Genomic DNA, 22,748 nt, shown 5'->3' on the forward strand with positions numbered 1-22,748 from the left:
TTCAGGTCCGTTTTCAGGTCGAGAGAAAACGCAGCGCGCTCACAACGAGGCGGCAAGCGTGGTGCCCTCGTGGATGGCCCGTTTGGCGTCGAGTTCGGCGGCCTCGGCGGCACCGCCGATCACGTGGACCTTGCGGCCGGCGGCCAGCAACTGGTCGGCCAGCTCGCGCAGCGGCTCCTGTCCCGCGCAGACCACGACGTTGTCGACGGCGAGGGTTTGCGGCACACCGTCGATGCTCACGTGCAACCCATCGTCGTCGACGCGCTGGTATTCCACCGAGGAGGACATGCCAACACCGCGCGCCTTCAAGGCCGTTCGGTGAATCCACCCCGTGGTCTTGCCGAGGTTTTCGCCAACCTTCGAGCGCCTGCGTTGCAGCAGATGCACGCTGCGAGTCGCCGGACCCACCGCTGCCCGACGCAATCCGCCGCGTTCGGCATAGGCCGTGTCCACGCCCCATTCGGCGAAGAATTTTTGCGGATCGAGGCTCGCGGACTCGCCCTCATGCACGAGGTACTCGGCCACGTCGAAGCCGATTCCGCCAGCCCCCACAATGGCGACGTCAGATCCCACCGGCTTGCCGTCGCGCAACACGTCCAGATAGCCCAGCACCTTGGCATGGCTGGCCCCTTCGATGCGCAGCTCGCGCGGCAGAACGCCGGTCGCCACGACCACCTCATCGAAGCCCTCCTGCATCAGCGCTTCGGCGCTCGCGCGCGTGCCGAGGCGAAGCTCGACGCCCGTCAATTCGATCTGGCGGCGGAAGTAGCGCAGAGTTTCATTGAACTCTTCCTTGCCCGGTACCTTTTTGGCGATATTGAACTGGCCGCCGATCTCGGTGCCGGCCTCGAAGAGCGTAACGGCATGCCCGCGGCTGGCCGCAGTCACCGCGCAGGCGAGACCTGCCGGCCCCGCGCCCACGATCGCCACGCGCTTTGGCTGTGAGGCAGGCCGGATGACGATTTCCGTCTCGTGGCAGGCCCGCGGATTGACGAGGCAGGACGTGACCTTGCCTGCGAACGTATGGTCGAGACAAGCCTGATTGCAGCCGATGCAGGTATTGATCTCGTCGGCGCGACCCTCGCGGGCCTTGCGCACGAATTCGGCATCGGCGAGGAACGGACGGGCCATCGAGACCATGTCGCACGCGCTGTCGGCGAGCAACTGTTCGGCGAGCTCGGGCGTGTTGATGCGATTGGTGGCAACGAGCGGCACCGAGACCTTACCCATCAGTTGCTGCGTGACCCAGGCCCAGGCGCCGCGCGGCACCTTGGTGGCGATGGTGGGAATCCGCGCCTCGTGCCAGCCGATGCCCGTATTGATGATGGTGGCACCCGCCTGCTCGACGGCCTGTGCGAGCTGGATGACCTCCTCCAGTGTCGAGCCGCCCTCGACCAGATCGAGCATCGAAAGCCGGTAGATGATGATGAAGTCGCGGCCGACGCGTTCCCGCACGCGGCGCACGATCTCCACCGCAAAACGTATGCGGTTCTCGTAACTGCCGCCCCAGCGGTCAGTGCGATGATTGGTGCGCATCGCAATGAACTCGTTGATGAGGTAGCCCTCGGAGCCCATGATTTCCACGCCGTCGTACCCTGCATAGTGTGCAAGGGCTGCGCAGTGGACGAAATCGTCGATGGTTTCCTCAACCTCGTCGTCACTCAACTCGTGAGGGGTGAACGGATTGATGGGGGCTTGCAGCGCACTGGGCGCGACCAGCATCGGCTGATACGAGTAGCGGCCGAAATGCAGGATCTGCATGGCGATCTTGCCGCCTTCCGCGTGGACGGCGCGCGTAATCGTACGGTGCTGCCCGGCTTCCTCTTCCGTGGTCAACATCGCGCCGCCATGCATGGGGCGCGCGCGTTCGTTCGGCGCTATGCCGCCGGTCACGATCAACCCAACTTCGCCACGCGCGCGCTCCGCATAGAACGCGGCCATGCGCTCGAAGCCATTCGGCGCTTCCTCCAGACCGACGTGCATGGAGCCCATCAGCACGCGGTTCTTCAAGGTCGTGAAGCCCAGATCGAGCGGGCGCAAAAGGTAGGGATAGCGATTTGTCATGTTCATGCAACTGGTTGTATGACGGCGAAGTCGATGATGCAACCAGTTGCATAGAGAATCAAGCGAATGCGAGGATTTCGAAAACCTCCTCTACAACGTCTCTTTGATCAAACGTGACTCTCGCACTCCTAGCGCGCTGCGATCCCCTGGGCTCCAGGCGGTACGCCGGTCACTGAACCAATCGGTTCGAGCGTGCCGTCGGGCATCACGCGAAACCCGGTTACGGCGCCGTTGCCCTCCCGCACATAGAGGAATTTGCTGCGACTGCTGAGCGCCATGTCGAGCGGAGCGCTGAGCGCACCTGCAGCGGGATTGAGAAGGTTTATCTTCCCGTCCGCAGCAATGCGCAGACTGCTGATCGTGCCGCTACCGGCATTGGCGGTATAGGCAAAACGTCCGTCGCCGGTTGTGACGAGCCAGCAAGGAGCGGACTGGCCCAGCGGGATCGCCGCGCTGATTGATTCAAGATGTTTGCCGTCTTCTACTTCGTATGAGGAAACCGAACCAGAGCCGGCTTCAGAGACGATTGCATAACCGCGTGTCGTGATGGAAAACCCGAACGGTGTAACGCCGTTTGAGGCATGCGGGGTCGGTGTCGAAGCGTAGCCGGTAAAGCCGACGGAATACGTGTCAATGAGTTGCGTGCCCTTTTCGGTCACCAGCAATTCGTTGCCTTCCGGTGCGAACCTGACTTGCGCCGGCTGGGCAGAGGTTCCGCCGGCAAGTGGTCGCTGCGAGCCGGGTAAAGCAACGAGGCGCTTGCCGAACGCGTCGACAAAATAGCCACTAATGTTCGGCGTGCCGCCGGCGTTGAGCACATAAGCGATGAGCCCCTTGACCGTCACGCTGACGGGCATCTTACCGCCCGATGGCTTTCTGTCGAGCAACGTCAGTTTGCTGCCGTCGATTGCAAAAAGCGAAACATCATTGCTGCCGGCATTCACCGCGAGCAGAAAGCCCGAGTCCAACGTCAGTGCGCCCTGCGAGCCTAGCGGATCGGCGCCCGTGCCCGCTCCTTTTCCGCCGGTCTGATAGGTGGCCGCGTAGGTCAGTGTTCCGTTTGCGGCTCGAGCATAGACAAGCACCGAGTTTCCGGAAGGCTGGTTCGACATGACGTAGACCGCCCCGGGCGGATCGACCTCGGAAGCGGCTTGCGCAAAGCTGCTTGAAGCGAATCCCAGCGCTGCGGCGAACGCGATGGTCCGCAATGGAAACGATGAAACGTACGTGACAAATGACATGACGAACTCCTTGCCTGGTAGACACGACTTCGTTAAGGGAACTGCCACTGCACTGCACACTCGTTCTTCTCTCGTAGCACCGGTTGCGAATATGGAAAGCACACCTTATTAATGACGGCGGGCGCCTGGGAACGTCGGCCCTTGCGGCTCAATGCGTGCCGTTGGTGACTCGTGCCGCGCCGATGATTGCACCGTCCGTCGACTGGATCAGTATTGCCGCCTGTTCACCGGCCGGCGGCGCAGGCTCGAGCTTCAACGGAGCGCCGGTCCATTCGCCGACGGCCTGTATCGAGCGAACGATATTTGACTCCCTGAGCGTACGCCCCGTGTTTTCGCCTCGCCCGACCTCGGTCACGTGCCCGGTGTCATAGCCAACCAGCAAGATCTGACCATGGCCGGTGCCGCGCCCCACCATGACTGATAACGTCCCGCCGTGGCGCACACCACTAACCTCCACCCCCGCCTCGTCCGCTTTCTGCGCGATCGCGATTGCCGCCTCAGCTGCACGTCGATTCGAACCCACCAGTCCCTTCTGGCCGTCGATCACCATTTGCGGGGTGTAGGCGCTCTCACCAAACCGGGCGCTGTACTCGGCCTGGCGCTGCGTGGCGGCTTCCAGCGAGTAAGGGTCGCGCCAGCCCAGGCCGTCCCAGTACGTCACGTGAAACGCGAGGGGAAGCACCTCCTGACGGTCACGCGATAGCTCAGATAGATAGGCATCCGCGGGAGGACACGAGGAGCACCCTTCCGAGGTGAACAGCTCCACAACGACAGGCCTGGCCGACGCCACGACGGGTGCGGCCAGAAAAAAGAGCGCAATAGCAACGAGCCGAACGGGCATGATCGGTCTCCAGGACGACAGGACTGCCTCTTAATTCGTTCGGTTACGCATGCCGGTTACAGCCGGAAGGAATATATTTCGTCGGGCCTCGCGCGCACTTACGGATTGACGTCGTGGGCAGCACCTGGATCGAGAAAACGGGGAAGCGATGCAATGGCAGGCTTTGGCAGCGGCACGCTGTAGAGGAAGCCCTGGGCAATCTCGCAGCCATGCGCATCGAGAAAGGCGGCCTGCTCTATTGTCTCGACGCCTTCGGCAACGACCCGCTGCCCGAGGCAACGAGCGATGGAAAGGATCGCCTTCACAAGTTCGGCATGGCGCCGGTCAGTCGTGACTCGCTGTACGAACGTACGGTCGATTTTGAGCGTATCAATGGGGAATCGGGTCAAATAGCTGAGTGCGGAATAGCCGGTGCCGAAATCATCGATCGCAATCGATAGACCCATGCTTTCAAATTCGAGAAGCGCGCTCAGGACCGAGTCGTCCTCTTCCAGCAGCAGACTTTCGGTAATCTCAAACTCCAGCCACTCCGGTCGACAGCCGGTTTCATCGAGGACATCCTTGACCGTCAGTGCGAGGTCGCGCGACTGAAACTGTCTCGCCGAAAGATTGATCGACACCCTGTGGCGCTCGCCACGCCCGGTGTTCCATTCGACGGCCGAGCGACACGCTTCGCGAAGCACCCACCGCCCAAGATCGACAATAAGGCCGGTTTCCTCCGCAAGCGGCACGAACTGATCCGGGCGAATAAAGCCCACTCCAGGGCGATTCCATCTCAACAAGGCTTCCGAACCAATGACTTCCGCGCCGCGAAGCGTAACTTGCGGCTGGTAATACAACTCAAACTCGCCCAGATCGACTGCGCGCCGCAGCTCCGACTCGAGCGAAAGACGTGCCGTGGCCTCGACGGTCAGGTCCTTCGTGTAAAAGCGAAAACCGCGACGCCCTGAGCGCTTCGCAAGGTACATCGCAGAGTCTGCGTATCTCAGCAAGTCTTTCGCATCGGTGCTGTCGACGGGATACAGCGCAATCCCGACGCTGCACGATATGAACACTTCTCTTCCGTCGAGCAGGAAAGGTTCGTCGAGCCGGCTGATGATGCTCGCGGAGATCTCCTCGAGGATGCCGCGATCGGCAATCTCGGGCAGCAGAACGGCGAACTCGTCACCACCAAAGCGGGCAACCGTGTCCCCCACCCGCACGCATGAAACCAGGCGATGCGCGGCCTCACGCAGCAACTCATCACCGACCGCATGACCCATCGTGTCGTTGACACCCTTGAAGCGGTCCATGTCGATCATCATGACGGCCGTATAGTGGCCGTGCGTGCTGTTCGCGATCGCCAGACGCAATTGCTCGTTGAACAGGACGCGATTCGGCAGCGCCGTTAACGCGTCGAAGTACGCCATCCGATGGATCTTTCCTCTGGAAGCGTGCAGTTCCGAGATATCCCGCCCTACGGCAAGGACGGTTTCCACCTTGCCGTCCGCTCCCAGTTCCGCTGTCAACCGGATCAGCTGGCATAGTTCCCTGTTCCCGTCAGGCCCCCAGACCAACTCGAATTCCCTGTCGCTTGCCGTCGCGAATACTTCCCTGAGCTGCTGCTCATAGAGGACGGAGCCTGGCCCGCCTGGATATTCGGCCGGCGTCCTGCCGAGCAGCGCTTTTGCCCCTCCATTGGCGAGCGCGGCGAAAGTTGGATTGACGTAGAGGCGTCGGCAATCCCGTCCATACCGGGCGACCGTATCGGGCGAGTTTTCAACGAGGGTTCGAAATTCGCGTTCCCGGCGGGCCAGCATTTCCTCGAAACGGCGCCGTTCACTCATGTCGCGTGCCACGCCGAGAACGCCCGCCACCGTCCCCCCTGCATCGAACACCGGCAGGCGTCGAGTTTCGAGCAAAGTACGTTCGCGGGTCGACGGAGCGACCACCCAATCGTCGTTCACGCAAACATGCAGCGCATCGATTGCTGCCTTGTCGCGTTCCCGGAAGTAGTCCGCCAGCTCGGCATCGAAAATGTCGTAATCGGTTCTGCCGAGAATTTCAGCTTTCGGCTTGCCGACAAATTGCTCGAAGCTGTAATTGCAAAGCAGGAAGATCCCAGCGGTGTCCTTTAGCCACACCATATCGGGGATGGTATGGAGCACGGTCATCAACTGTGCGCGCGCGTCGGACAGTTGACGCGCCTTGTCTTCGAGGCGTCCGTTAAGTTGAAGGATCCTCTCGTATTGGGCCCGCTGCTCGGACTCCGCCCGCTTACGTTCGGTGATGTCCAGAATCGCACCGATCAAGCCGGCCTGGCGGCCTTCATCGTCGTGGAAAACCGCCTTGCTGAATTCCACGTCACGCACGGCTTTCTTTGCGTTCTGGACTTTGAATTCGTATCGCTGGATACCGCCTTTCGCGAATAGCTCCTCGTCCATGGCGAAATAGGTTTGCGCCAGCTCGGAAGGACTCGTCTCAAAGACGGTCTTGCCGATGAATCGCTCCTTGGGGACGCCAAGAAATTCTTCGAAAGCCCGATTGAGATGAAGGTACCGCCCTTCCCTGTCTTTCGAAAAGACAGGAATGGGCATGGTATCGAGCAACGATTCGAGAAACGACTCGCGTTCACGGAGCTTCGCCTCCGCACGTTTGCGCGCCGTGATGTTGAAATAGATCGCGAGCACCGCAGGACCCGCGTCCGCTGTCGGATGGCTTACGAACTGCACGAGGTAATGCTCGCCCTGCATCTGCGGCAGCCCATCGAACGGCAGTTCCAGCTCACGCGCAACGCCAGTGATCGCGACTTCGCGAATGGTATCGAGGTACTGCTGCAGCGCCTGGGGTGAAAACATCCGGGCTTCGGCATTCGTCGCGCAGGCGCTTTCGGATGCGGCCCTCATCATCGCCGCGGCCGCGCTATTCATGTAGCGCCGTTGGCCCTGCGCGTCGTAACGGATGACCGGCATAGGCAGGTTGCTGAGCGGCTCGCCGTAGTCGCTTTCTGCGTCCATTCCAGGGTTTCTCATGCTGTCAAAGAGAATGTGTGCTCGTACAACGCCATCTACGCACGCGTTCCCGGAATCGGCAACTTCAACAACGCGCAACACGGCATGCCATCAATGCGGTAACGGCAGGATACGGAAATTCTGAAGAGCGTAAAAATGGGAGCGATGGATTTCCGGCAAGCACATGGCGGGCACTGTCCGCGAATTCATTCAACGTTTGCGTGTGTTATCGATCACGCCTCACTCTGGCATCGCTTTAGACGACATCGATATGTTATATAGGCGCAGTGCCTACTCTCGCCGAACCTGCATGCCGCTCTTCGATCTGCGCACGGTCATCCTGATGTCTTCGGTTATGCCAGGACTCATGGCAATCGCGTTGTTCTCGCTGGCCCGAAGCTTTCCTCAGAACATACGCGGCGTCCGTCATTGGGCATCAGGTGCGCTGGTGGTCAGCGTATCGGTACTCCTCCTCGCGTTTCGCGGCAGCCTGGCGGACTGGCTTTCGATCCTGGTTGCGAACTGCGGAATCGTTTTTGGCGCGGGGCTGGGACTCGTTGGCACCCAGCTCCTCTATGGGTGCCGACCCAGTTGGCGCTTCGTCTCGCTGCTCGTCTTCGTTGCGGCGGCCGGCACGACCTGGCTGTGGCTGGTCCATCCATCGGTTGCGGGCCGCACGATCGTGATCACCGGGGTGCTCGCGGTACTCTACGGCACGCACGGCGTGGTTATGCTCCGCCTGGGTCGACCCAGCCGCACGGCGCTTTCCATTGGCGCACTGCTTCTTGCCGAATCCGCAGTTGCGGGCGCACGCTGCCTCTCCGTCGCGCTTGCGACGAGGGGCCTACCCGATCTCTTTCATCCGGAGTGGATGCAGACGGTGTATCTCACCGCGGGCGCCGCGTTTTCCCTGCTCGTGACAGTGGGCCTGCTGCTGATTGCCATGGAGCGGTTACGCATCCAGCTCGAGCGGCAGTCATACCGCGATCCGTTGACAGGTTTGCTCAACCGCCGCGCGCTCGCGCTCGCATTCGAAGAGGAACGTGAACTGGCGAAGCGTAACGGGGCCGTGCTCTCCATGCTCCTGATCGACCTCGACCACTTCAAGCGGGTCAACGACGAGCATGGGCACGATATGGGAGACAACGTCCTGATCGACTTCGCGGAGCGCGCCAGCGCGGCAATACCGGCGTCAGCGTATCTCGCGCGCTGGGGAGGAGAAGAGTTCGCCGTGCTGCTGCCGGCGCTCGCCCTCCAAGACGCTCACCGGCTGGCCGAAGCGATCTGCGCGCGAATCTGCGAGCCCGGCTTCACTGCGCCCGTGATTCGATACACATGCAGCATCGGCGTGGCCTGCCTTGCCGCCGCCGAAGCGACGATCCAGCAACTGGCGCGCGATGCCGACACGGCGCTCTATCACGCCAAGCATCTCGGCCGTAACCGCGTGGAGATCTGCGACCGCGCATTTGCTGCCTGAAACAGCCAGGCAGCCCGGTAGGCGACGAAATCAGTTCTTCACCGGGAAATACCAGAGATTGCGGTCGGTATAGCCGAACTGCCTGATGATCGATGCCAGCGTGCCGTCGGCCCGCATCTCGTCGAGCGTTCGCGACACCGCGTTGTTCAGATCGACGTCGCCCTTGCGCAACGCGTAGCGCGCGTACCCGTACTCCTGCGGCAGCGGCCTGTAGTCAGCCACCATTTGCATGGCGGCAGAGGGATGCTGCTTCAGAAATTGCCCGATCTTGATGTCGTCTTCCATTGCAACGTCGATGCGCCCCGCGATCAGATCGGAGAACTCCGCCTCGTTGCTCGTGTAGAGCTTGAGTTCCTTCAGGTCCTTGCGCCCTTCGAGCAACTGGTGATTGATGCTCCCGCGCACCGTGCCGACGGTATGCCCGGCAAAGTCGTCCCACCCATGAATGTTCGACGGATTGCCACGCTGTACCGCGATGCCCGATCCGTACCAGTATGCCGGGCTGGTGAATGCCACGACGCGCAAGCGCTGCTCGTTCTCGTGCAGGTTGTCGACGATGACGTCGGCGCGGCCGGCGAGCAGCGCCGGAATCATCGCGTCGAACGGCACGATATCCCACGTGACCCTCGTGATCTTCAGTCGCTTCGTGATTTCGCGGAAGATGCGCACGTCCGCGCCGTCGAACGTGTGTGTTTTTTCGTCCCGGAAGGTCGACGGCGGATCGGCGGCGATCACGAGCGTGATGCCGTTCCTGATGGCGTGCGCGTACGATCCGTCTCCGCCATCGAAACGCACGTCGCTGATTGCGCTGCCATCAGCCGCATGAGCATTGGACAACAAGGTTGCAACACCCATCAATATCGATGCAAATGCCAGCGTAGCCTTACGCATGAAACGCCCCGAATTAGTTAGTTATCCAGATGTGGTGAATCGTTCGTATTATTCGCCTTGCTGCCTCGCGCGCGAGCGCGCCGGTCATCGCGGACGCACTACGGCGTTCGCCGTGCGCGTGGCGCCCATCTTGCGCTCGAGCCAGTGCACAACCAGGGCGCTCGGCCAGGAAAATGCCAGATAAAGCGCGCCGACCAGCGTGAATATCGTGACGTACTGGAAGTTCGTCGACGAGATGATCTGGCCGGTGAACATCAGCTCCTTGACCGTCACGATCGACACGAGCGAGGTGTCCTTGAAGAGCGAAATCGCATAGTTGCCGAGCGGCGGTACGACGATACGAATGGCCTGGGGAAGCACGATCAGGCGCAGCGTCTGGCCGCCGGACATGCCGAGCGCCTTCGCGGCCTGCGTCTGGCTCTTCGGCACCGCTTCGATGCCCGCGCGATACACCTCGGCGAGATACGCCGAATAGTTGATCGACAGCCCGATGACACCCGCCGTGAACGGCGCGAAGCGAATCCCGAATGAGGGCAGCACGAAGTAGATGTAGAACAGTTGCAGCAGCGCGGGCGTGCCGCGAATGACCTCGATATACACCGATGCAATGGCTTGCGGCAGCCGCGCGCGGCTGATTCTGGCGATGGCGAGCAGCAGGCCGAACGGCAGGCTGAGCGCCAGGATGCTAAGGGTCAGTTCGATGCTCGTGAGCGCTCCTTTGAGCAGATCGGGCAGATAGCTGCTCACGTCGTGCAGATCGAACAGATCGAAAAAGGTGGTCAGCATGAGGTCCTCGCCCCGTCGCGGGGGCACCAGTGATCCGCCAGGAAGATGCGCGCCAGCTCGCCGCGTTACGCGCCAACCTGCGCGCCGAGCATCCGGCTGATGCGTTCTGCATGGTTGCGCAGCGTGCGCCCCAGCGCGTGCAGGTCGTCGTCATCCAGTCCGTTCTTGAGCGTCGTCACGCTGATCGCAGCCACGCCTTCGCCGTCGCGGTTCGTAATCGCCGCGCCGACGCAAACCACCCCCAGATTGTCTTCTTCGTCGTCGAATGCGTAGCCGCGCTCGGCGACCAGGATCAGATCCTTCATCAGCTCCGCGGGTGTCAGGCGGGTGTACTCGGTACGGCGCGGCATGCCGGTGTGCGCCAGCAGCTTGACGACCCGCGCCGGCGGCAATAGCGCGAGCAGGGATTTGCCGAGCGCCGAGCAATGCGGGAGTTCGCGTTGTCCGAGCGCGGACGCGATCCGCACGATGCCCGGCGCCTCGACACGGTTGATTGCGACTGCGTAGCCGTAGTCGTCGAGCACCGCAAGCCGGGATGTGAGACCGGTCGTGTCGGTCAGCTCGCGCAGAACCGGCATCGCAAGCTGGGATATGCCGACGTCTGCCGCCGCCCGGTCGCCGAGGTGCATGAGCGCAAAGCCGAGCCGATAGCGCCGTGAGCCGCCGAGGCGCACATCGGTGACGTAATGACGGGCGAGCAAGGTCTGCAATAACTCGAACGCCGTGCTCTTCGACACGCCGATTGCCGTCGCAATCTCGGCAACGGTAAGCCCCTCGTTATCGCTGCCCCCCAGCGTCTCCAGGACATCGAGCGCGCGGCTTACGCTGCGAAGCGCGTTGCGCTCCCCAATGGTTTGGTCCGTTTGTGTCATTTGTATTTCGTCTTTTATCCGCTAGCGGACGGTCGAGCGTTTCAGCCAGCTTAGCGCTGCCAATATTGACAGTCATCAAGGTGGAAACTACCATAAATAACGCGCCGAACGACGTTCGGCCTAGCCGAACAAAATATTTATTCGGCATACGGGACGCCTGATTCATGGCGTGCCTTACCCAGGTAAATGACAACAGGAGGCCGCAGGGCCGGTGGTGCGCTCGGGGCATGCATGCGCGGCGCCATATTCCGACGGCAAATAAAGATGGGAACAGTGTCAGAAAGGGGTTTGGTCGGTGGCGGGGAACCGAGAAAGTCGGGCGCCTGGTCGTCGCAAGCCGCTCACAGCGATATCCTGCACATCAAATCCGTGATTCAGCGATTGTCTGCAGAGGACCTGAACGAGTCGCGTTTGCCGCCGGCTTATTGGCGAAAGCGCTTGCAGGAAATCATGCAAAGCCATCAATTGTCGAAAAGCCAGTTCGACGAAATCGACCGGCTACTCGCGACATTGAAGGAGTAATGGCGCACGGCAACGGCGACGGCTCACACGGCCGTTTTACGAACGACTAGCAGGCAAAAAGCGAATTCGCGGCGCGCACCGATTTACGGTCAACAGCCTGCAACCGCCACTGCCATGCTGTTTCGTTGCACGCGCTGTTATCCGACCAGCGCGCATCGCCATGGCCCGAGCGGACTTCCTGCCGCTCGTCCAGGCTGAGACCGCGCATGGTGCAAAGGGGTGCATCGGTTTGCGGGGCGCATAAGACCGTCTCGTCGCCGCCGCCGCGGACGTCGCCCCACGAAGGCAGGTTGACACCTTCATGTGACTCGCGCGACCAGCGTTTCTGGTCGAGATCGATCCACACAAGGGCGAATTCGTGTTTGACTGCCGGGTTGGAACCATTGATCAGGATGGTCAGTCGCATGAGCACTCCGTGCAGTGCGGCTCGTTAGTGGGATCGCGGCTCGAATCGCAAGTTGTCAGTCTAGAAGTTCCGCGATGGAACGCAAGCGGATTTTCCATATATTGGGAAAACTCCGTGGTGCGGATACGCACATAATGCGTAGGTCCAACCGAGATTCGATGACGGCGGCGCAGCTTCGGTTCGCCCGGGGGTCGGAATGAGTTCTCCGCATCCTTGCGTCCGATCTGGTCTATGCTCATGAAATCATATGATCTGAATCGGGGAGACGACGTGCTCACGTCCGCCAGGGGCGACAAGTTCTGGACCGCCGGCATTTTGCGCCGCATTTATGTTCTCAGGGTCCTGGGCTACGCGATCGGCTCCATACCCGTCCTGGCCTTGCTGCATGTGCAACATGCCCCGGCGTTGCTCTTCTTCGGCGTTCTTGCCATCTGTCTCATCTGGCCGCATGTCGCTTATTTGCGGATACGCACTGTCGCTGACGATGCACTCCGCAAAGAGAAATGGAGCCTGCTCTTCGATTCGGCTTTTGGCGGCTGGCTGGCCGCGGCGGTTCATTTCGAACCGGTCGCAACCGTCGTCATCCTGTTGATGTTTGCGCTCGACACCATGGCGGTGGGTGGTTGGCCGGTCTTCGTCGCCGGGTTGGGCGCGAGTGCGGCGGGCCTTATCGCGGGAGCGGCAATCTTCGGTATCGCGGCAACGCCGCTGGACGTACGGATCGCGCCGGTGTGGCTGCCCATCATCTTTATCTATCCACTCCTTTTCGCCAAAACGACCCATGACATGTCAGTCAGGCTTCTCGATCGGTCGCGCCGTTTACGCGAACTCAGCGAATGCGACAGCCTGACCCGGCTCGCGAATCGTTCGGCGCTCAGCGCACGATTGCAGGCACTCCTTACTGATCCCGGCCGCCACGGCGAGTCCGTCTACGTTGTGTTCCTCGACCTGGACACGTTCAAGACCGTCAACGATGCGCTCGGGCACAGCGTCGGCGATCAACTGCTCGTCGAAGTTGCCGGGCGTCTGCGAGCCTGCGCCCGCCCGGGCGACATTCTCGGTCGCTACGGCGGCGACGAGTTCATGATCGTTGCGCCGCGCGGGCGGGACGACACACGCTTCGATCTGCCCGATGCCGTGCTCGCGGCGATCGCGAAGCCGGTGCTCGTCGGCGGAAATGAGCTCGTGGTGAGCGCGAGCGTCGGCATCAGCGTGTTTCCAGCGGATGGAGACAATGTCGAAACGCTGATCTCGTGCGCGGACATGGCGATGTACGCGGCCAAGAGTCGTGGCCGCAATTGCTGGGATCGCTATCGACCCGAAATGCGCGAGAACGCTGACGTAAAGCTCATCCTTTCGGCGCGTCTGAGAAAGGCGATCGAAGCAGGTACGCTGCGCGTGGACTACCAGCCACAGGTCGACATGCGCAACGGCCGGGTGCTTGGCGTCGAAACCCTTGCGCGTTGGCACGATGAGATTTACGGCGAGATCGCCCCTGCCGAATTCGTGTCGATGGCGGAAGCTGCGGGATTTGTCGCGACGCTCGGCGAGTGGGTGCTGCGTGAGGCTTGCCGTCAGTCGGCGCTTTGGAGGCACATGGGGATTGCGCCCGTGCGCATATCGGTCAATCTGTCGCCGCTTCAGTTGCAACGCACGGATATTGTCGAGACATTTCAGGCCATCCTGCAGGAGACGGGCGTCGATCCGACAGACCTCGAACTCGAGGTCACCGAGACTGCGTTGATGAAGCAACCGGAGATCGCCGCGCGCCGCCTTCACGAATTTCGCCGCGCGGGTATCCGTATTGCGATCGACGATTTCGGCATGGGCTACTCGAGCCTGAGTCAATTGCACGCGCTGCCGGTCGATCGCATCAAGATCGACCGTACGTTCATGCAAGGCGTCGGGGAAACGGACACGGGCGCGATCGTGAAGGCGATCGTTACGCTTGCGCAGACGCTCGGTTTATCCGTCATCGCCGAAGGTGTGGAGACGCTCGCGCAGCAGGAGTTCCTGCTCGCTCTCGGTTGCGTGGAAGCGCAAGGATTTCGCTTCAGCAGACCGCTCGATGCCGGGAGCATCACGCGTGTGCTCGCCGACGGCAGCCCACTACCGCGGCCTTCGCTTGCCACGGTTGGCGAAAACGTCATCGTCTGAGCCGCGCAGCGCCGCGCGGGCAAGCAACGCCTGAAAGTCCACGCAAGTGCATGCTATGCTGGCGTCACGTGACTTGCCAAAACCCACAATACTCCAGCGCATCAGCGACATCAAAAAGTCCGTGTGCGGTCGTTGTGAATATGCCGCCCGACCCGGCTTGTGGTCCGCACACCGCTGATACGCTGAAAATGCAATGACAAGCGCCATGCATAAGCCGTTCTCCATTCTTTTCGTCGATGACGACGAGATGTCTCGTACCCACTTCGCGCGCGCCATCCAGGGGCTTTACCCGGTCCATCTCGCGCGCAACGCGAACGAAGCCATCGAGATACTCGAGGAGCACGGACCGGACATTGCTGTCCTGGTGACCGACTTCCGCATGCCGGTCAGCAATGGCGATCAGTTGCTGCGTGAAGCCGCCCAACGATATCCCCGTATCGTGCGGATTCTGGTGACCGCTTATGCCGACAAGGACATGTTGTTGCGTACGGTGAATACGGGCGGCGTATTTCGCATCATCGAAAAGCCGCTGCGGATCGAAATGGTACGCGAGACGCTGCGCGAGGCGATTGCGCAGTGGACCGAGCGTGAAACGCGTCAGCATCAATTGCTGGCGATGGATGATCCGCGTGCGCGACAACGGTCCTGGCATTGCTCCGGAAATCAAGGCGCGACTCTTGCGGGACCCCATCACGACTCACGCCGAAGAAGGTGGCCCTGGCATGGGCATGATCTTCTGCAACCGCATCATGCGATCTTTTGGCGGCGGCCTCGAAATCGACTCCACCTTGGGCGTCGGAACGACCGTGACCATGCGCTTTGGCACCCGCAAGGAACGCGCGAAAGCGACTGGCACGGAACGGCCGCTCGAACCTCAGTCCTCGCTCGATGCGTCCGGCTGATCGACCGGGCTTATCGCAGCCACAAAATACTGATGCAACGCGTCGGCCGAGCGGTTCCCCAGCGCGGTGGTCTGGTCGAACCAGTCGGTCTCGACCGGCCATTGGCCATCGAGAACCCGTGGATAGATCTGCTTAACATACAGGTGCAGCGCTTTCGCGCCGATGTTCCCGCTGATACCTAAAAGAACGTGTAGCGTCGCGTGCACTGCCCGGATGTCACCGGCCTCTACACTGCTTGCAAGCTGCGCCAGTAGCGAGCGGATTTGCGCAATGCCCTTGAGGAAGGTCTGATCCAGCATGTCGAGCGACGCCAGTTCGTCGAGGTGTGCCTCATCGAGCAGGTCGTTTTCCGCGATCGCTGCCGGATTGGCAGCGCGATTTGCAACCCGCATGACCGGCACCGCCGGGCGCTCGCGTTTCTCCGGGGCGCTCGCCACGCGCAAGTGTGCAAACTGCCGTGCGAGGCAGGCATAGAGCACGCCGACCTGCACGGGTTTAGTCATGACCTCGTTCATGCCCGCTGCGAGACAGGCCCTGACCGCCGCCATATCGGACTGGCCGGTCAGGGCCACAATTGGCATCTCGCCATACTCGTCCACGCGGGCGCGAATCCACGCTGCCGTCTCCACGCCGCCCATGCCGGGCATGTTCATGTCCATCACGATGGCGTCGACGTTGCCGCCGCCCTGCAGGCGCGCCAGCACGCCCTGTCCGTTTTCCGCCTCCACGACGCTGGCGCCACATCGCTCCAGATAGCTCTTCGCCACCATCCGGTTGTAGGTGTCGTCGTCCGCGACGAGAATCGTCTTGCCCGCGAATCCGTCAAAGCGTGGGTGGCGCAAATGGCGATCGCCGCTTTCCATGAGTTTCTGCAGCGTACTCACCAGCTCCACCATGCGTATGGACTTGCTGATCGTTGCGTCCATGCCGGCACCCTTCGCGAGCACACGAGCCAGGTTGTGAGCTTCGGCCGTATAACCGACCACAAGAAGGCTGCCGCCGGCCAGGTCGGCATCGGAACGGATCTTCTCCGTGGTCGTGTAGCCGTCGAGACCCGGCATGTTGATGTCCATCAGCACGAGATCGTAGGCCGCACGCTCTCGAAGGAGCGTCAGCGCGCGTTCGCCGCTCTCCGCTTCGACAACCCGGGCGCCCACCCCTGAAAACGCGTGGCAGACTTTCTCGCGTATCACCGCGTCATCGTCCACAAACAGTATGGCCTTCCCGCTAAAGAAGTCCGTGGCGCGCGCGAGAAGCGTCTGCCGGTAAGCCGCGATTTCGCTCTCCGGTATGGCAGGAAAATCGAGCGTAAACTGGGTGAATCTGCCCGGTTCCGAACGGCACTCGATCGTGCCGCCGAACGAGCGCATCGCACGCTGGCAGTAGGCGAGCCCCAAACCCGTGCCGGCAGAATTTCCCTGGGTACGGAAAGGCTCGAACAGATGGGACATCATCTCGGCTGCGATGCCCGGTCCCGTGTCGTGAACGATCACCCTGTTCCGGTCGACAGTCAGCGTAAGTGTTGCCGTGGGATGCGCCGCCATGTGATGCAGCGCATTCTTGATCAGATTGAACAAGGTAAACAGATAGACGGTCTCGTCGACCTTGAAGGTAAAGTCTTCGAGGACCATCAGTTTCACGCGGCTGCGCTCCTTCCTGCCGCTAAAGCCGTACTCGTCGAGCGCCTTGCGTGTCGCCTCCGCGGCGCTCGCATAGTTGAGATTATCGGACTGCATGGGCTTGGCGCTGACTTCATCGAGCGTCATCGCGATGATTCTCAGCCCGCGATCGATCGCCAGCTGTCCGTGCGCAACGTGCTGCGAGAGCGAAGCCACCGCATCGACCGGCAACGCCGGCGAGGGCCTCGACTCAGCCATCGCGGGCAGCGCCTCCTCGACGCGGTCGAGTACGTACCTGAGCTGGCTGAGCGGATTCCTCATTTCATGGGCGATCGTGCCCGCGAGCGCCCGAAGTGCACCGTTCTTTGCCTGCGCCGTGATCCCCCGCATGTTGCTGTAGCTGAATGTGAGGCCCGCACTGATGCCGAACGCAAAAACCGGCAGGTAGGTGTAGAGCAGCAAATGGCCGTCGACGTGAAGGGACTCCGGATTGACAATCCACGCGCAGAAGATGGCGAGGCCAACCCCGAGGGCGAGATTCAGCGCCAGCGCGACGAACGACGGAAATATCGCAATCAGGAAAAACATCATCCCGACTTCCGCCATCGACCAGATCATCGAATAGTGGCCGGTTATCAGGTAGTAGGTGAAAAAGAACGGTAGCGTATAAGCTACCGTCAGGAAGTAATACCACGGCAGGAAAGGCACTGCTGCTGCGGGCCAGAAGCGGCGCAGCAGCAACAGCAGACAGGCGAGCGCGCCGATCACCCGCATCAGCGTGCTTTCGTTGGGTTGGGGGTCGATGTACGTCCACCACAACCAGTACAGCGGATGTCCGATTGTCCCGATGACGCCCACCGCCAGCACGCTAAGGTCCGACAACCCGTACGCGTCGCGAACCCGCTGCTTCAGATAGCGAACGCCTCCTGCAATGCCTTTCATATCGTTCTCAATAAACTGATACCGAGCCTCAGAACAGGAAACTGCTCACGTTGAACGACATGCCGGCGCTGCCGACCCAGCACATCGCCCTGTCGCCCCGCTTTAGCTTCCCTGTCTCCTTGGCCATTGAAATCGCGGCCGGAATCGAGGCGGACACCAGATTTCCGGTATCCGGATAGATGTGATACATCTTATCGTCGATGCCTGCCTTCACGCCGTAGCCGTGCCACGCGGCCTTTGAGGAGGCGTGCGTAAACACGATGTCGATGTCTTTTTTGGGAACGGCCAGTCTGGAGAAGACTTGGGAAAGCTCATCTGAATTTTTGTGCAGTTCGTGGCCGAACGAGGTGAACCGCATTTCGCCGTTCTTGCCGATACGGTCGGTGGGGTGGCAATACCCCTCGTAGCCAGGAATCGGAATCGTGCACAGGTCCGAGACATCCGGCTTGCCGCGAAACGCAAAGCTGAAGTTGTCCGGCTCCTTCGCCACCACCAGCGTGGCCGTCGCCGCTTCGCCTATCGTAAACGACGGCAGCGTGTATTCGACCTGGGCGTGATGCTTGAGCGCGAAATTCGAAGGATAGAGCGGTCCCCCTGCGAGCATATTGAATTCGGCATTCACGATCATCGCGTTTTTATACTGGCCGGTCTTGAAGAGGCTGTCGACAATCGACATGGCCCGCGTCCAGCTCATGCAGGCATCGACAACATCGAAGCATTCGGCATTACCAAAGCCGAGCGTGCTCGCCATCATGTGACTGTTGCCCGGCTCGAGGAACCCTCTGCCGATGCCGACGAAGATGAACAGCTCGATGTGCTCCGGCCTCAGATATGTTTCCGACAATACCTTGCGCGTCGCCATCGCAACGTGATCGATCGGCGACTCATGGCTGTCGCACCAGCGACGATGGACCAGACCGCTCCGGTCAAGCAGTGTCTTGATGGTTCGCGCGGTCCTGTCGATGTCGCCATCGAAAGCCGTAGAGTGGGACCGGATCATATCGACAACTTCTTCGTTCGTGACGACCCTCGAAGGGAGACTGACTGCGACGTTCTTGATAAGCATAGAGAATCCGTGAATCGCGAAAAGATGGATGAGTAAAGGTCTCGCGCGTATGGCACGCGGATACCTGGACACCAGATATCCGGCCGAACGGCCCCCGTACGTTAGCGCCCCCACCGTTTATCACGAATTCCCCCTCTTCTCTACGCGTTGACTTTCAGCGGCCGGGCCTCGAGCGCCCGGCGCTCGTCGCCATGCTCCCGTGAGCCTGCCTGCCGCCCTCCCATCCTGTCAATTCACCTTTTGACTGCCTGAGCCATTCGGCGACGGCTCAGGCTTCACAGCTCATGTTCGGCGCATACTTCGCGGGAGTCACCCCGAACGGAGTATCGGCAACAGTGAGTGAAACTTGAGAGTCGGGCGATCCCGTACTGCGCACCTGCGCACGACCGGCTTAATGACTTGGAGTCTTATCAGGCAGGCCGTCAGGAGATTGAGCAAGCAAATTTCTCGAAGTTTCATTTTCATCGGCAGTTTGCCGCCTATGTGGGAGTGCCAGTCGCACGCTTCGTGCAGCTGATGCGCCTGCGCAAGGCGGCACAACGCCTCGCTTCACGTGAGTTCTGTTCGGTGCTCGATGCCGCGTTCGACGCGGGCTTCGACAGCCCTGAAGCCTTCAGCCGCGCTTTCAAGCGCGCGAACTCGTCATTCCGGGCGGCCGATGTGCCGTGGTTCGGCATACGTGCGCGTGTTGGAAGAACGCGCGTACCTTAGCCAAATCGCGCCGGCAAATACGGCGTGGGATCGATGAACGGCGTTTCGCCGACGATCTGCTCGGCAAGGAGGCGCGCCGTGACTGGCCCGAGCGTGAGTCCATGATGATTGTGACCGAACGCGAACCAGAGCCCCGTATGGCGCGGCGCAGGCCCAAGCAGCGGGCGCATGTCGGGCGTGCAGGGGCGCAAGCCCATCCACGGCGTTTCGTCCAGCCGCTCGCCGAGGCCGAACACGGGACGCGCCTCGCGCTCGGCCGCATCGAGTTGCGCGTAGTTGGGCGGACGCTCGCGCGTGGCAAGCTCTACCCCCGTGGTCAGACGCAGGCCGCGACGCATCGGCGCGACGACGTAGCCGCCTTCGATATCCACCACCGGACGCACGAGCGGCGCACGCGCCTCGCTCGCGTAGTGCATGTGATAGCCGCGTTTGACCATGAGCGGCACGCGGTAGCCGAGCGGCTGTGTCACGAGATCCGACCATGGGCCGAGCGCCACGACCGCAAGCTCGGCGCTCAACGGCCCTTCGTCGGTCTGCACTCGCCAGCCCTTGCCTTCGGGCATCAGCGTGCGCGCATCGCCCTGTGCAAATGCACCGCCTTCACGCACGAACAGTTGCGCATAGCCCTTCGTCAGCGCGCCAGGATCCGCCACGCTCGCGGGATCGATCCAGTGAATTGCGCCCGCATAGCCCGCGTTGAGTGAAGGCTCCAGTGCGAGCAGGCCCCGCGCGTCGAACATCTGGACATGCAGGCCATGTGCGTCGGCCACGCCCTGTGCCGTGCGCATTTCACGCTCGAAGCCGGCGGGCGAGCGCCATGCTTCGAGCCAGCCGATGGGCCGCACGATGTCGCGCAAGCCAGCACGCGCGATCAGCGCGTCGTGCTCGGCCACGCTACGCTCGATGAGCGGCAGCATATCGCGCGCAGCGTGCGCAAGGCGCGCCGGCGACGACTCGCGCCAGAACGACGCGAGCCAGCGCGCGTAGGCGGGCAACGAGCGCACGTCGTAGCGCAGCACGGTCGAGTCGTTGCGCACGAGGCGCAGCAGCGTGCGCCAGTCGCGCGGAAAGCCATAAGGCACCACCGACGACGACTCGATCAACCCCGCATTGCCATGGCTCGTTTCCTCGCCTGGCCCGCGCCGGTCGACGAGCGTGACCTGCACGCCGCGCGCCTGCAGATGCAGCGCGACGCTCACGCCCACGATGCCCGCCCCGAGAACGATCGCGCTCTGGCTCATGAAGCTGCTCTGGAGTCCGAAGTCATCGACATCACTTCGCGACGATATCGCGGCCGAAGTACTTCATCGACAGCTTCGTGAGCGTACCGTCCTGGCGCAGCGAATCGATCGCGGCCACCACCCTGGCTTTGAGCGCCGCGTCGTCCTTGCGCATGCCGAAGCCCGTGCCTTCGCCGAGCGTGGTCGGGTCCTTGAGCGGCGCGCCCGCGAATTCGAAGCCCTTGCCCTGCGGCTTCGAGAGGAAGCCGTCGGTGGCGGTCTGCACTTCCTGCACCGCGCCGTCCAGGCGCCCAGCCGCGAGGTCCGCGAAAATCTGGTCCTGGTTCTCATAGGTCACGACGTTCACGCCCTGCGTGCCCCAGTGCTTGCGCACGTAGTCTTCCTGCGTCGAGCCTTGCAGCACGCCAACCGACTTGCCCTTCAGGCTCGCGGGCGTGGGCTGCAGGCCCGAGCCGCGCTTCGCAACCATCTGGATTGGCATCACGTAGATGGCGGGCGTGAAGGTGATCTGCTGACGCCGCTTCTCGGTGATGTTCATGGCCGAGTTGATGACGTCGAACTTGCGCGCCTCGAGCGCGGCGATCAGGCCGTCGAAGCTGTTCTCCACCCACACGCACTTCATCTGCAGTTTCTGGCACACCGCATTGCCGATATCGATGTCGAAGCCTTGCAGATCGCCCGAAGGCGTCTTGCTCTCGAACGGCGGATAGGACGCCTCCACCCCGAAGCGCAGCGTTTTCGGGTCCTGCGCGTGCGCCGCACCCGCCGTCACGCCCGCCAGGCACGCAAGGCTGGCCGCAGCCGCAAAGCGAATCATTTTCCTGTTCATCGTCGTCACCCAATTCGTAATAAGTGTCTGTTCAAGTATGTTGCGCTTTCGTGCGGCGCCCTTTCCATGCGGGCCGCGGCCGCAGGAAGAATATAGACGAAAAATAAAAATAAAGTCTAGAATGGACAAAAATGTCTACACCGCGACTCCGGAGCCCCAACATGAACGAGATGTCCCAAGCCATCGCCGCGCCGCTCGTCGTCGACGCCGCCCAGGTGCGCGCCGCCCTGCCCAGCCTCGACGTGCGAGGCGAACTGGCCCGCCTCTTCACCTCGCTCGGCCGCGGCGATGCCGTGCAGCCGCCGCAAACCCTGACGCTGTTTCCGAAGCAGACCGGCGACTTCATCACCTATCTCGGCGTGCTCGCCGAAGCGGGCGTGTTCGGCGCGAAACTCTCGCCGTACATCGTGGGCGCCGAGGGCCAGCCGCCCATCATCACGGCATGGACCGCGCTGATGTCGATGAAAACGGGCCAGCCGCTCATGTGGTGCGACTCTGCGCTGCTCACCACCGAGCGCACCGCCGGCACCACGGCGCTCGCCGTCGACCAGCTCGCGCCGCGCGAGGCGAAGCGCCTTGCCGTGATCGGCTCGGGCGCGGGCGCGCTGGCGCATCTTCGTCACGTCGCGCCGCTTCGCGCGTGGGAGAGCATTCGCGTGTTTTCGCCGAAGCTCGCCGGCGACGCACAGCGCCAGGCCGAACTGCGCGCGCTTGACGCACGGGCAAGCGTGGCACAGACGCCCGAAGCCTGCGTGCACGACGCCGACGTGGTGATGCTGTGCACCTCGTCGGGCAAACCCGTGCTCGCGCTGGACACGCTCACGAAACCCGCGCTCGTCACCTCGATCAGCACGAACGTCGCGCACGCGCATGAAATCGATCCGGCCGCGCTGTCCTCGCTCGACGTGTACTGCGACTATCGCCACACCACGCCGCCAAGCGCGGGCGAAATGGTGCTGGCCGCGCGCGAGCACGGCTGGTCACCCGATGCGATCGCAGGCGATCTCGCGGAACTCGTCAACGGCGCATGCCCGCGACCGGCTTACGCGCGCCATGCCTTCTTCCGCTCGATCGGCCTTGGTCTCGAAGACATCGCCGTCGCGAACGCGTTGTATGAGCATCTGCGTCACGCCCGTTGATGCGCGGCGTCGAGCGATCGCAGTATCATCGACATCCTTGCTACCGCAACCC

At 61.9% G+C, this 22,748-nt stretch carries 16 protein-coding genes and 2 pseudogenes; 6 read left to right on the forward strand and 12 right to left on the reverse strand.

The genetic code is table 11. The features are described from left to right. Window positions 1-39: 39 nt before the first annotated feature. The 4 genes from M3I56_RS14450 to M3I56_RS14465 all read right to left on the reverse strand — a co-directional run bounded on the left by M3I56_RS14450 (window position 40) and on the right by M3I56_RS14465 (window position 7,142). Complete coding sequence (locus M3I56_RS14450; RefSeq protein ID WP_254354607.1) at window positions 40-2,064, reverse strand: NADPH-dependent 2,4-dienoyl-CoA reductase; 2,025 nt, start codon at window positions 2,062-2,064, stop codon at window positions 40-42. A 128-nt stretch (window positions 2,065-2,192) separates the two neighbouring features. Continuing rightward, window positions 2,193-3,305: a beta-propeller fold lactonase family protein gene (locus M3I56_RS14455; RefSeq protein ID WP_254354526.1), complete on the reverse strand. Its 1,113-nt coding sequence runs from the start codon at window positions 3,303-3,305 to the stop codon at window positions 2,193-2,195. Window positions 3,306-3,453: 148 nt separating this feature from the next. Beyond that, window positions 3,454-4,146 carry a thioredoxin family protein gene (locus M3I56_RS14460; RefSeq protein WP_254354527.1) on the reverse strand — a complete coding sequence of 231 codons (693 nt, stop codon included), beginning with the start codon at window positions 4,144-4,146 and terminating at the stop codon, window positions 3,454-3,456. Between the two features lie 98 nt (window positions 4,147-4,244). Further along, window positions 4,245-7,142, reverse strand: coding sequence for an EAL domain-containing protein (locus tag M3I56_RS14465; protein ID WP_254354528.1), 2,898 nt, complete (start codon window positions 7,140-7,142; stop codon window positions 4,245-4,247). A 178-nt stretch (window positions 7,143-7,320) separates the two neighbouring features. On the opposite strand from M3I56_RS14465, the gene M3I56_RS14470 reads away from it, so the two are divergent. Next, window positions 7,321-8,613 carry a GGDEF domain-containing protein gene (locus tag M3I56_RS14470; protein WP_254354529.1) on the forward strand — a complete coding sequence of 431 codons (1,293 nt, stop codon included), beginning with the start codon at window positions 7,321-7,323 and terminating at the stop codon, window positions 8,611-8,613. A 30-nt stretch (window positions 8,614-8,643) separates the two neighbouring features. Here the strand turns inward: M3I56_RS14470 and M3I56_RS14475 are convergent, their stop codons facing one another. From M3I56_RS14475 to M3I56_RS14485, 3 genes are all read right to left on the reverse strand, one after another. Beyond that, window positions 8,644-9,450, reverse strand: a complete 807-nt coding sequence (locus M3I56_RS14475) for an ABC transporter substrate-binding protein (RefSeq protein WP_254354530.1) — start codon at window positions 9,448-9,450, stop codon at window positions 8,644-8,646. Between the two features lie 138 nt (window positions 9,451-9,588). Further along, a complete protein-coding gene (ehuD, locus tag M3I56_RS14480) occupies window positions 9,589-10,290 on the reverse strand; it encodes an ectoine/hydroxyectoine ABC transporter permease subunit EhuD (RefSeq protein ID WP_254354531.1) in 702 nt (233 codons plus the stop codon). 65 nt (window positions 10,291-10,355) lie between these two features. Then, window positions 10,356-11,162, reverse strand: a complete 807-nt coding sequence (locus M3I56_RS14485; RefSeq protein ID WP_254354532.1) for an IclR family transcriptional regulator — start codon at window positions 11,160-11,162, stop codon at window positions 10,356-10,358. A 264-nt stretch (window positions 11,163-11,426) separates the two neighbouring features. Here M3I56_RS14485 and M3I56_RS14490 point away from each other — a divergent pair, with 264 nt between their 5' ends. After that, window positions 11,427-11,684 carry a hypothetical protein gene (locus tag M3I56_RS14490; RefSeq protein WP_254354533.1) on the forward strand — a complete coding sequence of 86 codons (258 nt, stop codon included), beginning with the start codon at window positions 11,427-11,429 and terminating at the stop codon, window positions 11,682-11,684. 46 nt (window positions 11,685-11,730) lie between these two features. On the opposite strand, the gene M3I56_RS14495 is transcribed toward M3I56_RS14490, so the two are convergent. Then, on the reverse strand, window positions 11,731-12,090 hold the full coding sequence (locus M3I56_RS14495; RefSeq protein ID WP_254354534.1) for a DUF3564 family protein: 360 nt from the start codon (window positions 12,088-12,090) through the stop codon (window positions 11,731-11,733). A 270-nt stretch (window positions 12,091-12,360) separates the two neighbouring features. On the opposite strand from M3I56_RS14495, the gene M3I56_RS14500 reads away from it, so the two are divergent. Further along, window positions 12,361-14,247, forward strand: a complete 1,887-nt coding sequence (locus tag M3I56_RS14500; RefSeq protein ID WP_254354535.1) for an EAL domain-containing protein — start codon at window positions 12,361-12,363, stop codon at window positions 14,245-14,247. 193 nt (window positions 14,248-14,440) lie between these two features. Further along, window positions 14,441-15,149 (forward strand): annotated as a pseudogene (locus M3I56_RS14505) (response regulator). Here the strand turns inward: M3I56_RS14505 and M3I56_RS14510 are convergent. Both M3I56_RS14510 and M3I56_RS14515 read right to left on the reverse strand, forming a co-directional pair. Continuing rightward, complete coding sequence (locus M3I56_RS14510; protein ID WP_254354536.1) at window positions 15,122-17,710, reverse strand: hybrid sensor histidine kinase/response regulator; 2,589 nt, start codon at window positions 17,708-17,710, stop codon at window positions 15,122-15,124. The pseudogene M3I56_RS14505 and the gene M3I56_RS14510 sit on opposite strands and share 28 nt — an antisense overlap. A 28-nt stretch (window positions 17,711-17,738) precedes the next feature. Then, entirely contained in the window at window positions 17,739-18,776 is a 1,038-nt protein-coding gene (locus M3I56_RS14515; RefSeq protein ID WP_254354537.1) for a 3-oxoacyl-[acyl-carrier-protein] synthase III C-terminal domain-containing protein, read from the reverse strand. 438 nt (window positions 18,777-19,214) lie between these two features. On the opposite strand from M3I56_RS14515, the pseudogene M3I56_RS14520 reads away from it, so the two are divergent. Continuing rightward, a pseudogene (locus M3I56_RS14520) lies at window positions 19,215-19,412 on the forward strand (helix-turn-helix domain-containing protein); the annotation flags it as partial. A gap of 71 nt (window positions 19,413-19,483) precedes the next feature. Here the strand turns inward: M3I56_RS14520 and M3I56_RS14525 are convergent. Both M3I56_RS14525 and M3I56_RS14530 read right to left on the reverse strand, forming a co-directional pair. After that, on the reverse strand, window positions 19,484-20,728 hold the full coding sequence (locus M3I56_RS14525; protein ID WP_254354538.1) for an FAD-binding oxidoreductase: 1,245 nt from the start codon (window positions 20,726-20,728) through the stop codon (window positions 19,484-19,486). Between the two features lie 31 nt (window positions 20,729-20,759). Beyond that, window positions 20,760-21,557: an ABC transporter substrate-binding protein gene (locus tag M3I56_RS14530; RefSeq protein WP_254354539.1), complete on the reverse strand. Its 798-nt coding sequence runs from the start codon at window positions 21,555-21,557 to the stop codon at window positions 20,760-20,762. A 170-nt stretch (window positions 21,558-21,727) separates the two neighbouring features. On the opposite strand from M3I56_RS14530, the gene M3I56_RS14535 reads away from it, so the two are divergent. After that, complete coding sequence (locus M3I56_RS14535) at window positions 21,728-22,696, forward strand: ornithine cyclodeaminase family protein (RefSeq protein WP_254354608.1); 969 nt, start codon at window positions 21,728-21,730, stop codon at window positions 22,694-22,696. Window positions 22,697-22,748: the final 52 nt, after the last annotated feature.

This window comes from Paraburkholderia sp. CNPSo 3281 (assembly GCF_024206515.1).
GTDB classification, from domain to species: domain Bacteria; phylum Pseudomonadota; class Gammaproteobacteria; order Burkholderiales; family Burkholderiaceae; genus Paraburkholderia; species Paraburkholderia nodosa.